A 12705-nucleotide genomic window follows, 5' to 3' on the forward strand; every position below is an offset into this window, starting at 1 on the left:
ATGACTACAGATCCGGTTGAGTATGTCCTCACGCTGGACTGCGCCGAGGGGCCGGGGATCGTGTACGCGGTCTCCGGGTTCCTCGCCGAGCGCGGCTGCGACATCGTGGACATCAAGCAGTTCGGGGACCGCCGCGCGGGGCACTTCTACATGAGGGTGCACTTCGAGGCGCCGTCCCAGGGTTCAACGGACGACGACGGCGATCGCCTCCGTGCGGAGTTCGCCTCAGTCGGGGCGAAGTTCGGGATGACCTGGAAGATCCGGCCGGCCGCGGAGAGGACCCGCGTGCTGCTCATGGTCTCCAAGTTCGGGCACTGCCTGAACGACCTGCTCTTCCGGGCGCGGATCGGTGAGCTGCCGATCGACATCGTCGCGGTCGTCTCCAACTGGGAGGACCAGCGCAGCCTGGTCGAGTGGCATGGGATCCCGTACCACCACATCCCGGTGACCAAGGAGACGAAGCCGGAGGCCGAGGAGAAGCTTCTGGCGCTCGTGGACTCGTACGACGTGGAGCTCGTGGTCCTCGCCCGGTACATGCAGGTGCTCTCGGACGCGCTCGCCACGAAGATGGCGGGACGGGTGATCAACATCCACCACTCGTTCCTTCCGTCCTTCAAGGGCGCGAAGCCGTACCACCAGGCGTGGGAGCGCGGCGTCAAGACCGTGGGCGCGACAGCGCACTACGTCAACGCCGAGCTCGACGAGGGGCCGATCATCGCCCAGCAGGTCATCGAGGTGGATCACACCCACTCGCCCGAGGACCTCGTGGCGGTGGGCCGGGACGCGGAGACCAAGGCACTCTCCAACGCGGTGCGCTGGCACTGCGAGGGACGCGTGATCCTCAACGGCAACCGCACGGTGGTGCTCCGCTAGAAGCCCCGGAAGCTGGAAGCGCTGGAAGCCCCCGCCGTCTGGATACGCGTCTGAGGGTCACCTCCTGAAGGCCATCTTCTGGGAGTCACGTTCTGGAGGTCACGTCACGTGACACTCAGGACCTGACTCTCAGGAGGTGGCCCTCAGACGTTGGGGGACCTCAGCGCTCCCTCCCGTCTTGCGCGGCGCCGCCGCGTCCCATCCAGTCCTCCGACACGGCTGGCGGGAAGTCGACGGACTCAAGCGTCTCGACCACGGCGGAGACCTCTGGGTGCGCCCGGGTGATCCTGGCGCGCAGGAGGGCGATGATCGAGATGAGGAACCAGGCGATGTTCGTGACGACGGACGGCCACGCACCGTGGTAGGCGCCATTGACCATGAAGGCGCATGAACCCAAGAGGTTTGCCGTCTGGAATCGGCGGCCCGGCCGGAGCCAGCCCATCGAAACAGAGAGGTATGCCGCCAGCACCGCGAGTGCTCCGACCCAACCGGTGACTTCAATCGGCACGTCCAACGGTGTTCCCTTCTGATGTCGACCGCGCCCGGGAGCGCAGCGCGGTCACGGTGTGTCCGGTTCCGCGACGTGGAGGCGCCACGGGACGGTGGGCAGGGCGACGGTCCGGGCCACCTCGCCGTCGGGGGAGAAGATGTCCCCGACAAGACTGCCTGAGTTGGCGGCGATGACGACGTCCATCTGGTCGACGATGCAGGATCCGACCGGCAGCAGCTCCAGGAACGGCGCGAACCGTTCCTGGAGGCGCGAGACCAGCACATCGGCCGCGGCGACGCCGACGGACCTGCCATCCTTCACGACGCGCTTGCTGAAGGTGACGAGGTACGCGTTGGAGCCGAGCGCATCGACGAAGGAGTAGCTCGTCTGGACGCCGCCCCGGTCATCCTTCGGCCACCATGGGGAGCTCGAATAGTCGTAGTACTGCAGATCCATCTCGAGCCTGCGGGGCGCCTGCTGGCCGACGGGCACGTAGGACCACACGATGCCCGTGTCCCCGAAGTACGTCGCGTCCGCGAGGAACCCGACCCCGTACAGGACAGACCGGGCCTCCTCCAGGGCCTCGAGGGTGACGCCATAGACGCCCTCGAGCGAGTCCAGCCCGCCGTCCTTCGAGGAGTCGAGGGCGGCGAGGATGGCATCGTCGACGGCGCGGATCGCGGCAACCGCGGCCATCTCGATCTCCACTGCGAGCGCCTCGATGGAGGCGATGATGCCGGGCTCGCCGCCGGCCGGCGGGGGAGCCTTCGCGGCCGGTCCCTCCATCGACATGCGCAGATCGATGAGGGCATTCATCTCGTGGCGGATGTGCTCTTCCGCGCGGGCGCGCGCGATGAGGGGGTCGCCGGCCTGGATCGCCTCCACGATCTCGGTGTGCTCCCGGGCCGCTCGGCGGCCGTCCCCGGCCGCGCTCGTCCAGATCAGCGGCCCGACCTCGGCCTGCAGCGCCATCTCCTGACGCGTGAGCCGGACGGACCTCGACGCGGCAGCAAGCTCGAGGTGGAACCGGCTGTCGGCCCGGGCCATGTCGGCCGGCTCGGTGGCGGTCTCGACCATGGCGCCGAGCGACAAGAGGCGCGCAACGGAGATCTGCTGTGGCCTCTCGGCAGCGGCCGCCGCCGCTGAGCCGGCCAGAACGGCACGGTATTCCCGGATGTCGCGGAGGCCGTCGAGCGTGTAGGCGGCGAGGGTGTCCCTGCGGGCCCGCGCGATATCTCCCGTGTTGGCCTTGACGAAGCTGCCGCCGCCCCGGCCCCGGCGCGTCTCCACGAGGCCGAGATGACGCAGCTCCGCCAAGGCTGCCCGCAGCGTCTGGGTCGAGACGCCCATCATGGCCGCGAGATCGTTCTCGCTCGGAAGCTGGGTCCCGTCTTCGAGGACGCCGAGCTCGATGGCATGGCGGATCCGGCGCCCGATCTCCTCGCCGCGCTCGGCGGTCTCGAGGGGAGCGAACGCGAGTTGTTCTCTCCACGTGCTCATGTGCCCATCCTCCTGCCCCGCCTCCCGTGCACTGGTCTGAAATCAGTATAAACCCTTGACATGTGAACTCACAGGTTTAGAGTTAAAACAACAGCGGGAAGGGATCCAGATCCCGGACCGGCCGACCAACTAGCAGGACAGAGGAGGCGGGGACCATGGTGGATGTCAACGAAGTCGTCCATGTGTGGAGCCGCGCCGGTCACGGAACTCTTGATGACCGACTGGGCCTCTACGCCCAAGCACTGACCGCAGATCGTCCGGTGGGCCCGTACCGCGCCCTCGACGACGCGCAGTCGCGTGAGGGCGGTCCACGCGACGGCGTGGGCGCGCGGATCGGAGATCGGCCATGAAGCGCCGCACGCCCCATACGCCGGGCGGGTTCATCTCCCCGATGGTGTCCCAGCGCGATGGCTCCGTGACCGCCCCGGTGACAGGCCATGCCTCCCCAATGGAGTCGCACGAGCGGCTCATCCGCCAGCTCGACCTCGAGATCCTCCTCAGCGACCTGCTCTGACTTGCGCTTCACCGGGCGCCGCCCCACCTGACGCCCCACTTGGCGCCGTTCAGGGCCGCCGGGCGGCACGGGGGAAAGCTGACCGGCTCGCCCCAGTGGGAGAGTGCAGGGCTGTATACGCGCCGGCGGCCACGAGCAGTCCGCCCGCGAACAGCGAGGCGGTGAGCGGCTCGGCGTCCAGCAACGCCGAGAGGAGCACCGAGGGAATCGGCAGCAGGAGGAACTGGTAGGAGGTCGCCGACGCGCTCCACCGCCGGATCACGAACAGGAATGCCGCGAAGAGGATGATCGTCGAGACGATGAGGAACCCGACTGCGGCGAGTGTCTCCGGCCGGGTCGGCACGCTCCAGTGCTCGCCGGTCACGAGTGAGGCGATCCCGAGGAGCACAGCACCGACCGCCATCCCGATCGCGTTGAGCGCGGCGCCAGGCGCCGGGGGGAAGAGTTTCACGACGACGGCGCCCCCGGCGATCGACACGGCCGCCGCGATCATCGCGCCGATTCCGAGGAGCGAGAAGGCGGGCGCCCCCGCGCTGCCCAGTCCACTGACAACTCCTATGCCCAGGACCGCCACGCCGGTGCCCGCGAGGCGGCGCCAGCTGAACGACTCAAGGCCGAACGCGGCCGCAAGGAGGATCGTGGCCAAGGGCGCGGCGGCGAGGATGACCTGGGCGATGCCCGCATGGATGCTGCGCAGCCCCTCGTAGATGAAACCGTAGGCCAGCGCGAAGTTGAGCACGCCGTAGAGGACAGCCCCGAGGAGTGCGCGACCGCGCGGCCACGCAGCGTGCCCGGTGACCACAACCACGGCGAACACGAGCGCCGCGATCGCGAAGCGGCCCGCTGCTCCGTAGAGCGGATCGATCTCGCGGTTGCTGATGCGGATCGCCACCGCGTTGCCGCCGGCCACGATGACGGCGACGCCGAAGACGAGCGCCGTCTGGACGCGCCGCGACGTCGCCGCGCCGGGACCCGCTGCGTGGCTCATCGGTACTCGGGGTTCGGATGGTCCTGGTCGCCGAGGTCCCAGTTCGCGATGATGTTCCCGTGCGCCGGGATGCCGCCGGCGTCCTTGATCCGGCGGGCCGCATGGAGCATGTTCCACGCGGCGAAGACTGCGTTCCGGGTGGTCCAGTGGTTCTGGGCGCCGCGGTTGTCGTCGAGGTACGAGGGCCCGGGCCCGGCCTCGCCGTTCCAGTAGGTGTCCGCCTGGGGCGGGATCGTGAACCCGATGTGGCTCAGCGCGTACAGCAGCTGCGCGGCGCAGTGCTTGCCGCCGTCCTCGTTCCCGGTGACGACGACGCCGCCCACCTTGCCGTAGTACGCCCACTGGCCCTTGGCATTGACTTCACCGGACCAGCCGTAGAGGCGCTCGACCATCTTCCGCGTCAGCGAGGACTGGTCGCCGAGCCAGATCGGGGTGGCGAGGACCACGATGTCCGCCGGCTCAATGAGCGAACGGTAGAGGTCCGGGAAGTCGTCGGTGGCCCAGCCGTGCTCACGCATATCGGGGTACACCCCCGGCGGGATGTCGTGGTCAACAGTGCGGATCTCGTCCACATGCACCCCCACGCCCTCGAACACGTGCCGGCCGACCGCGATGAGCCCGTCCGTGTGGCTCACCTCGGGGCTGCGCTTGAGCGTGCCGTTGACGTACACCGCACGCAGGTCGGTGAAGTCCGTGGTGCTGGCTGCGATCTCGGCGTCGATGAAGGCCTGGACTGATTCCGGGAGCATCGCCGGCTCCTTCCGCTGGTGGCTCCTCCCCACCCACGATGCTAGGCGCGCCCGGCACCCGGGGCGAGGGCCGGCGTCGTGCGCGAGCGGATCGCGAGGAAGCCCGTGGCCGCCATGCCCACGAGCGCGGCGAGCACGAACGCCAGGGGCGCCTGCCAGTTGCGCGCCGCCTCGTGGAGTCCGCCGATGACGATCGGCCCGGTCGAGGCGATGGCGTAGCCGACGGTCTGGATGAGCGCCGTCATGCGCCGGTTCTCGTCGAGGCTCCGCGCCCGGTTGATCACCACGGTGAACACGACCGTGAACGTGCCGCCCTGCGCGATGCCGCCCAGCACCGCCCACAGCACCCAGGCCCCGGGCGCGAGCAGGAGTCCGCTGGGGAGCACCACCCAGCACACCGAGACGAGCGCGAAGAGCCTCATGGGCCCCCACCCGAGCAGGTGCATGAGCGCGGGGATGAGCAGCGGCCCGGCGATCGCGAACACCTGCAGGAGGCTCGCGCCGAGCCCGGCCTCTGACGGCGTCATGCCCTGAGTGTCCACGAGGTAGGTGGGCAACCACAGCGTCATGGCGTAGTAGCCCACGTTGTGCAGCGCGAAGGTCACGGTGAACAGCCACATCATCCGCCGGTTGGCGGGGCTGATCGTGGCTGCCCGCCCGCGAGCGGGGAGCATGGGGAGCGGCCCGGTCCCTGTGCCCGGGTGTCCCTGCGCCGCCCGCAGCTCCGCACGACGCCGCGCGGCCGCCTTCGCCGCGCGGCCGGGGAAGTCGGCGTCGGACCACCGGGGCCCGTCCTTGCCCGCGGGGAAGACGAAGATCCACAGGCCAGCCGCAACCGCGGTCAGGTCCAGCCAGGACACGAGGGACGCCTGCCAGCCGATCGCGCCCGCGAGCGGGGCGGCAAGGGCGGAGGCGAGGGTCGTGCCCACGTTGACGGCGGCGGTCGTGACGCCCGTCATGAGGGCCGCACGCAGCGGGAAGTCCCGCCCCACGAGCAATGGAGTGGCCACGTTGACGATCGTCATCGACACGCCGATGACCACCGTCCCGATGAGTGCCCCAGCGGCCCCGCCGTACGAGCGGACCACGACGCCGGCCGCGAGCCCGCCGAAGAAGTACAGGACCGCGTGGTTGATGCCGATGCGCCCCACGAGCCAGGCTGCCGCAGGGGTGACGAGCCCGAAGCACAGCACCGGGATCGCCGCGAGGAGGCCCACCACCGCGGAGCCGAGACCGATGCTCGCCTGGATGTCGCCGAGCACAGGACCGAGTTGCACGATCGGGGCGCGGGAGTTCAGCGACATGAGGCCGACGGCGATCAGGGCCAACGCCGCGGTGCGGCTGATGCGGCGGGTCACGGGAGTCCTTAGGGGTGGGTGGGGGTGGGTGGGCCGGGATGAGGGCGGGCGGTGGGGGTGCGTGGGAGAGCCCTTTCCACCTTCTCACGCGCCGGGACCCGCGCCGCGCGGCGGTCCCCGTGTGACACAGGAGGCCGGGGGAGTAGGGTGCGTCTGGAGGCCCCGAAGGAGTTGCCATGACGGACGCGTCCCCCGCCGCTGCCGGAATCCCTGCGGATGACGGCATCGCGGCGATCCTCGCCGCGCACCCCCGCGCCACCGCCGATCCCGAGGCCCTCCGGGCTGTGGCGACCGACCGCTCGGGCTACGTGCCCGCGACGCTGCCGGGCGCCGTCGTGCGCGCGCAGACGCACGACGACGTGTCCCTCGCCCTCCGCCTCGCACACCGGCACGGGGTCGAGGTGGTCCCGCGCGGGGCGGGGACGGGCCTCGCGGGCGGCTCGAGCGCGCACGCGCGCCAGCTCGTGGTGGACGTCTCGCGGATGAACCGGATCCTGGACATCGACCCGGTGGAGATGATCGCGGTCGTGGAGCCGGGCGTGCTGAACGCCGAGGTCAACGCCGCCGTGGCCGGGCACGGCCTGTTCTACGCGCCGGACCCGGCGAGCACCGCGATCTGCTCGATCGGCGGGAACGTCGCGACGAACGCCGGCGGCATGTGGTGCGCCAAGTACGGGGTTACGCGCGAGTCGGTGCTGGGGCTGCGGGTGGTGCTCGCGGACGGCCGCGTGCTGAGGACGGGGCGGCGGACCATCAAGGGCGTCACGGGCTACGACCTCAACGCGCTGTTCATCGGCAGCGAGGGGACTCTCGGGATCGTGGTCGAGGCGACGCTGCGGCTGCGCCCGCGGCCGGTCCGCACGGAGACGCTCGCGGCGTACTTCGACGACATCGAGGCCGCGGGACGCGCGGCCTCGGCCATCACTGCGGCGCGGATCCAGCCCTCGATCCTCGAGCTCATGGACGGGCCCACGCTCGAGGCCGTGGACCGGGCCCGCGGAACGCGCCACCGGGAGCTCGGCGGCGCGTTCCTGCTCGCGCAGACGGACGGCTACGGGGCGCACCTCGAGCTGGACGCGATCGCCGAGGCGATCGGTCCGCTCGCCTCGCACGTCCACAGGGCCGGGGATGACGCCGAGGCCGCGGCCCTCGTGCAGGCACGCCGGGACGCGATCCCGGCGCTCGAGCAGTTGGGCCGGGTCTCGATCGGGGACATCGCGGTGCCCCGCAATCGGCTCGCCGACGCGTTCGCGGGTCTCGCCGAGATCGCAGCGGCCACGGGCGTGCGGATCTTCTCGATCGCGCACGCTGCGGACGGCAACCTGCACCCCATGATCGTGGTCGAGCCGGACGAGTCGATCACCGAGGGCCCGGCGAAGGCCGCCCTCGGGGAGATGTTCCGACTGGCCCAGCGCCTCGGTGGCACGCTGACCGGCGAGCACGGCGTGGGGCTGCTCAAGCGTGAGTGGGTGGGGGAGGAACTGGGGGAACTCTCGCTCGAGCTGCAGCGGGCGGTGCGCGCGGCGTTCGACCCGTCGGGGATACTCAACCCGGGCAAGGCGATCTGAGCGTCCTGCCGTTCGAAACTTTGTCAGGACAAAGTGTTGCCCTCGGAGCGTCCCTGGCCTAGTCTGAATATGTCAGTACAAAGTTCCGAGCAAAGGTATCCCGCACATGCCCCTCGTCCGCATCGACGTCACCGCCGGCCGCACCCCTGAGCAGCTCTCCCGCATCAGCCGGGCGATCCACGAGGCGGTCCTGGCCGAGTACCGGATCCCCGAGCGCGACTACTTCCACATCATCACCGAGCATGCCCCCGGCCAGATCATCGCGCAGGATGCCGGACTCGGCTTCGAGCGCACGGGCGGCGTCGTGATGGTCCAGATCTTCACGCAGGGCGGCCGCAGCCAGGAGGCGAAGGAGTCCCTGTTCGCGGCCGTCGCGGCGCGGCTCGCCGATGCCGGCATCCCCGGGGAGGACGTCTTCATCGGCTATGTCGAGAACGGCGCCGGCGACTGGTCCTTCGGGTTCGGCCGCGCCCAGTACATGACGGGCGAGCTCGCGGCCCCCGCGCGCTAGCCGAATGTCAGAACAAACTTTTGACAGGACAATAAATCTGTAGCAGAGTGGACCTGTGGCCGACGCCACAGGCAGCGAAGCCGGCCCGGGACACCGGGCGTATCAGGAAGGGCACCGAGACGTGACCTACGACCTTCTCACGATGGGACGCATCAGCGTCGACATCTACCCCAACGACATCGGCGTCGGACTGGCGGACGTGGAGAGCTTCGGCAAGTACCTGGGCGGCTCGCCGTCGAACGTCGCCGTCGCCGCGGCGCGGCACGGGCGCACGACGGCGGTCATCACCCGCACGGGCGACGACCCGTTCGGTGAGTACCTCCACCGCGAGCTGGCCAAGTTCGGCGTGGACGACCGGTACGTGGCCCCCGTGGCGGGCCTCCAGACCCCCGCGACGTTCTGCGCGATCATGCCGGCCACGCACGAGTTCCCGCTCTACTTCTACGGCCGCTTCCCCACGGCCCCGGACCTGCAGATCCGCGCGGAAGAACTCGACCTCCGGGCCATCCGGGACGCCCGCATCTTCTGGTCCACCGTGACCGGCCTGTGCCAGGAGCCGAGCCGCTCCGCGCACATTGCTGCCCACGAGGCCCGGCCGCGCGCCGGCCTTGCAGAGGGCCAGTTCACCATCCTCGACCTCGACTACCGCCCGATGTTCTGGGATTCCGAGGACGCCGCCCGCGAGCAGGTTGCCAAGGTCCTGCCGCACGTGACGGTCGCGATCGGCAACGAGGAGGAGTGCGCGGTCGCCGTCGGCTACGGAACCCCCGACGAGCAGGCCGACCGCCTCCTCGCGGCGGGCGTCGAGATCGCCGTGGTGAAACTCGGCCCCGAGGGCGTCATGGCGAAGACCCGCACCGAGCGCGTCGTCTCGGCCCCGGTCCCCGTCGAGACCCTCAACGGCCTCGGGGCCGGCGACTCGTTCGGCGGCGCGTTCTGCCACGGCCTCCTCTCCGGCTGGTCCCTCGCCCAGGTCCTCGACTACGCGAACGCCTCCGGCGCGATCGTTGCCTCGCGCCTCTCGTGCGCGGACGCGATGCCGACGCCGGCCGAGGACGTCGCTGCTGGCCGAACGCGGCCGCCTCGTCCCCGAGGCGGTGGCCCGGTGACCACCGCTACGACTCCCGTGTCCTCCACCCCGCCCGCCCGCGCCGGCTCTGCCGTTCGGGGAACGTTCGACGGCGACCCCCGCCGCTACGAGTACCTCACCAAGATCCGGCTCGAGGACCCGCAGGCCGTGGCCCGCGCGGCCAAGGGCCGCCGCCGCCACCCCGGCCCCGTGCTGGGCAGGCAGAACTTCATCGTCGCTGCCGACCACCCCGCCCGCGGCGCCCTGGCCGCCCAGGGGCGGCCCGAGGCGATGGCTGACCGGCGCGAGCTGCTCGACCGGCTCCAGATCGCCCTCGCGAATCCCGCCGTGGACGGCGTCCTCGCGAGCCCGGACATCATGGATGACCTGCTGCTGCTCGGGGCCCTCGAGGGCAAGCTCGTCTTCGGCTCGATGAACCGCGGCGGCCTTGCCGGGTTCGTCAATGAGTTCGACGACCGCTTCACGGGCCACACCGCCGAGGCCCTCGCGGCTCTGGGCGCGGACGGCGGCAAGATGCTCACGCGCATCGCGCTCGGCGACCCCGCGACCGCGTCGATCCTCGAGAGCACCGCCAAGGCCATCGATTCCCTCGCCGAGCGCGGCCTCATCGCCATGGTCGAGCCGTTCCTCTCGAACTGGGTCGACGGCAAGGTCAAGAACGACCTCTCCCCGGAGGCCGTGATCAAGTCCATCGGGATCGCGCAAGGACTCGGCTCGACGAGCGCTTACACGTGGATGAAGCTGCCCGTCGTCGACGAGATGGAGCGCGTCATGGCGGCCACGACCATGCCGACCGTGCTCCTCGGCGGCGACCCGACCGGCCATCAGGACGAGGTCTTCGCCTCGTGGGGCCGTGCCCTCGCCCTGCCCGGTGTCCAGGGGCTCACCGTGGGCCGCACCCTGCTCTACCCGGCCGACGGCGACGTGGCCGGTGCCGTCGCCGCCGCGGCGTCGCTGCTGCGGACCGAAGAAATCGCCCCAGAGGCCACAACACAGGCGCCCGTGGGCGCACCGGATCGCACCACCGGCAAGGAGGCCGCACAGTGACCACTCGCAGGATGACCGTTGCCCAGGCGCTCGTGGAGTTCCTCGGCCGCCAGTACACGGTTGATACCGTCGGGGGGCCTGATGGGGGCGCGTACAGGGAGCGCCTCATCCCCGGGATGTTCGGAATCTTCGGTCACGGCAACGTGGCCGGCGTGGGCCAGGCGCTCAAGCAGTGGCAGGCCGCGGACCCGACGCTCATGCCGTACTACCAGGGCCGCAACGAGCAGGCCCAGTCGCACCAGGCCGTCGGCTACGCCCGTCACACGCGCCGCCGCCAGACGTTTGCCGTCTCGACGTCGATCGGCCCCGGCTCGTCCAACCTGCTCACCGGCGCGGCGCTCGCCACGGCGAACCGCCTCCCGGTCCTGCTCCTGCCCTCGGACACGTTCGCGACGCGTGCCGCGGACCCGGTCCTGCAGCAGCTCGAGCAGCCGCATGGGTACGACATCACGGTCAACGACGCGTTCCGGCCGCTCTCGAAGTACTTCGACCGGGTCAACCGGCCGGAGCAGCTCTTCTCGGCGCTCCTGAATGGCCTGCGCGTCCTCACGGACCCGGCCGAGACCGGCGCCGTGACGATCGCGCTGCCGCAGGACGTCCAGGCCGAGGCGTTCGACGTGCCCGTCGAGTTCCTCGCCGAGCGCGAGTGGCGCATCCGCCGCCCCGAGCCCGAGGCCGAGGACATCGCCGAGGCGGCCCGCCGCATCCGCGCCGCGAAGCGCCCTGTCATCATCGCCGGCGGCGGTGTGCTGTACGCGTTCGCCACGGACCAGCTCCGGGAGTTCGCCGAGGCGACCGGCATCCCCGTCGGGTGGACCCAGGCCGGCGTCGGCTCCCTCGCCTGGGACCACCCCCAGGCGGTCGGAGCGGTCGGTTCCACGGGCACCACGGCCGCGAACGCGCTTCTGCGCGATGCGGACCTCGTGATCGGGATCGGAACGCGCTACGAGGACTTCACCACGGCATCCCGCACGGCGTTCCAGCACGACGGCGTGAGCTTCGTGAACATCAACGTCGCCGCGATCGACGCCTACAAGCACGGCACCTCGCTGCCGATCGTCGCCGACGCCCGCAAGGCACTCGCCGGGCTCACGACGGCGCTGGGCGGCTACCGTGTCGGCGTGGAACTCGAGCGGGTGGTCGCCGACGAGAAGGCGGCCTGGGACGACACGGTCGACTCGGCGTTCGCCCAGGACGACGAGCCGCTCGTGTCGCAGAACGCGATCATCGGCGCGGTCAACCGCACGATGGACCCGCGCGACGTGGTGGTCTGCGCCGCCGGCTCGCTGCCCGGCGACCTGCACAAGATGTGGCGCGTCCGCGATCCGTTCGGCTACCACGTCGAGTACGGGTTCTCGTGCATGGGCTACGAGATCCCCGGCGGGCTGGGCGTCAAGCGCGCGGCGCTCGACGCTGCTGCTCGCGGCGGAGACGGCAGGGAGGACAACCGCGACGTCGTCGTCATGGTCGGCGACGGCTCGTACCTCATGATGCACACCGAACTCGTCACCGCGGTCGCGGAGGGCATCAAGCTCATCACCGTGCTTATCCAGAACCATGGCTACGCCTCGATCGGCGCGCTGTCCGAATCCCTCGGCTCGCAGCGCTTCGGCACGAAGTACCGAACCCTCGACCGGGAGCACCACACATTCGACGACGGGGACAAGCTCCCGATTGACCTCGCCACGAACGCCGAGAGTCTCGGCGTCACCGTGTACCGGATCGAGCCCGGGCCCAACGCGATCGCCGACCTCGAGGCAGCCCTCGGGAAGGCCAAGGCCGCACCCGAGGGCTCGGGCCCGATCGTGATCCACATCGAGTCGGACCCGCTCATCGACGCACCGAGCTCCGAGTCCTGGTGGGACGTGCCCGTCTCCGGTGCCTCCGAACTCGAGTCCACCCAGAAGGCCTTCGAGGTCTACGCCGACCACAAGAGCCGCCAGCGGCCGCTGCTCGGGTGAGCAGCGCCGTCGTCCGCCACAGACCCTCCACCTGCCCCCCGCGAAGAATTCACACA

Annotated in this window: 11 protein-coding genes and 1 pseudogene; 7 read left to right on the plus strand and 5 right to left on the minus strand. The window is 70.5% G+C overall.

Annotated elements, in window-relative coordinates:
* Positions 1-873, plus strand: coding sequence for a formyltetrahydrofolate deformylase (purU, locus tag SCMU_RS04625; protein ID WP_229231867.1), 873 nt, complete (start codon positions 1-3; stop codon positions 871-873).
* Between the two features lie 160 nt (positions 874-1033).
* Here the strand turns inward: purU and SCMU_RS04630 are convergent, their stop codons facing one another.
* Both SCMU_RS04630 and SCMU_RS04635 read right to left on the minus strand, forming a co-directional pair.
* Positions 1034-1381 (minus strand): CBU_0592 family membrane protein, encoded by a 348-nt coding sequence (locus SCMU_RS04630; protein ID WP_229231868.1) that lies wholly within the window; start codon positions 1379-1381, stop codon positions 1034-1036.
* 51 nt (positions 1382-1432) lie between these two features.
* Positions 1433-2863 carry an FCD domain-containing protein gene (locus SCMU_RS04635; RefSeq protein WP_229231869.1) on the minus strand — a complete coding sequence of 477 codons (1431 nt, stop codon included), beginning with the start codon at positions 2861-2863 and terminating at the stop codon, positions 1433-1435.
* Between the two features lie 346 nt (positions 2864-3209).
* On the opposite strand from SCMU_RS04635, the gene SCMU_RS04640 reads away from it, so the two are divergent.
* Positions 3210-3377: a hypothetical protein gene (locus SCMU_RS04640; protein ID WP_229231870.1), complete on the plus strand. Its 168-nt coding sequence runs from the start codon at positions 3210-3212 to the stop codon at positions 3375-3377.
* 49 nt (positions 3378-3426) lie between these two features.
* Here the strand turns inward: SCMU_RS04640 and SCMU_RS04645 are convergent, their stop codons facing one another.
* From SCMU_RS04645 to SCMU_RS04655, 3 genes are read right to left on the minus strand one after another with little or no spacing between them, the layout of a single operon-like run.
* Positions 3427-4365: a DMT family transporter gene (locus tag SCMU_RS04645; RefSeq protein WP_229231871.1), complete on the minus strand. Its 939-nt coding sequence runs from the start codon at positions 4363-4365 to the stop codon at positions 3427-3429.
* The gene (locus SCMU_RS04650; RefSeq protein ID WP_229231872.1) at positions 4362-5114 is read right to left on the minus strand and encodes a flavodoxin family protein; all 753 of its coding nucleotides are present in this window, start codon (positions 5112-5114) and stop codon (positions 4362-4364) included. The genes SCMU_RS04645 and SCMU_RS04650 overlap by 4 nt, the downstream gene beginning before the upstream one ends.
* Positions 5115-5155: 41 nt before the next feature.
* Positions 5156-6472 (minus strand): MFS transporter, encoded by a 1317-nt coding sequence (locus tag SCMU_RS04655; RefSeq protein ID WP_229231873.1) that lies wholly within the window; start codon positions 6470-6472, stop codon positions 5156-5158.
* 176 nt (positions 6473-6648) lie between these two features.
* Between SCMU_RS04655 and SCMU_RS04660 the strand changes: the two genes are divergently transcribed.
* The 5 genes and pseudogenes from SCMU_RS04660 to iolD all read left to right on the plus strand — a co-directional run bounded on the left by SCMU_RS04660 (position 6649) and on the right by iolD (position 12649).
* Positions 6649-8040: an FAD-binding oxidoreductase gene (locus SCMU_RS04660; RefSeq protein WP_229231874.1), complete on the plus strand. Its 1392-nt coding sequence runs from the start codon at positions 6649-6651 to the stop codon at positions 8038-8040.
* A 106-nt stretch (positions 8041-8146) separates the two neighbouring features.
* Positions 8147-8551: a tautomerase family protein gene (locus SCMU_RS04665; RefSeq protein ID WP_229231875.1), complete on the plus strand. Its 405-nt coding sequence runs from the start codon at positions 8147-8149 to the stop codon at positions 8549-8551.
* A gap of 121 nt (positions 8552-8672) precedes the next feature.
* Positions 8673-9660: pseudogene (iolC, locus tag SCMU_RS04670) on the plus strand (5-dehydro-2-deoxygluconokinase).
* A gap of 17 nt (positions 9661-9677) precedes the next feature.
* Positions 9678-10688, plus strand: a complete 1011-nt coding sequence (locus SCMU_RS04675; RefSeq protein WP_443020266.1) for a Cgl0159 family (beta/alpha)8-fold protein — start codon at positions 9678-9680, stop codon at positions 10686-10688.
* Positions 10689-10699: 11 nt separating this feature from the next.
* The gene (gene iolD / locus SCMU_RS04680) at positions 10700-12649 is read left to right on the plus strand and encodes a 3D-(3,5/4)-trihydroxycyclohexane-1,2-dione acylhydrolase (decyclizing) (protein WP_229232937.1); all 1950 of its coding nucleotides are present in this window, start codon (positions 10700-10702) and stop codon (positions 12647-12649) included.
* The last annotated feature ends 56 nt before the right edge of the window (positions 12650-12705 follow it).

The organism is Sinomonas cyclohexanicum (assembly GCF_020886775.1).
GTDB classification, from domain to species: domain Bacteria; phylum Actinomycetota; class Actinomycetes; order Actinomycetales; family Micrococcaceae; genus Sinomonas; species Sinomonas cyclohexanicum.

Coding starts and splice junctions, on each gene's coding strand:
- SCMU_RS04650 (WP_229231872.1), bottom strand. CDS start 5,114: ATGCTCCCGGAATCAGTCCAGGCCTTCATCGACGCCGAGATCGCAGCC.
- SCMU_RS04640 (WP_229231870.1), top strand. CDS start 3,210: ATGAAGCGCCGCACGCCCCATACGCCGGGCGGGTTCATCTCCCCGATG.
- purU (WP_229231867.1), top strand. CDS start 1: ATGACTACAGATCCGGTTGAGTATGTCCTCACGCTGGACTGCGCCGAG.
- SCMU_RS04665 (WP_229231875.1), top strand. CDS start 8,147: ATGCCCCTCGTCCGCATCGACGTCACCGCCGGCCGCACCCCTGAGCAG.
- iolD (WP_229232937.1), top strand. CDS start 10,700: ATGACCGTTGCCCAGGCGCTCGTGGAGTTCCTCGGCCGCCAGTACACG.
- SCMU_RS04645 (WP_229231871.1), bottom strand. CDS start 4,365: ATGAGCCACGCAGCGGGTCCCGGCGCGGCGACGTCGCGGCGCGTCCAG.
- SCMU_RS04660 (WP_229231874.1), top strand. CDS start 6,649: ATGACGGACGCGTCCCCCGCCGCTGCCGGAATCCCTGCGGATGACGGC.
- SCMU_RS04635 (WP_229231869.1), bottom strand. CDS start 2,863: ATGAGCACGTGGAGAGAACAACTCGCGTTCGCTCCCCTCGAGACCGCC.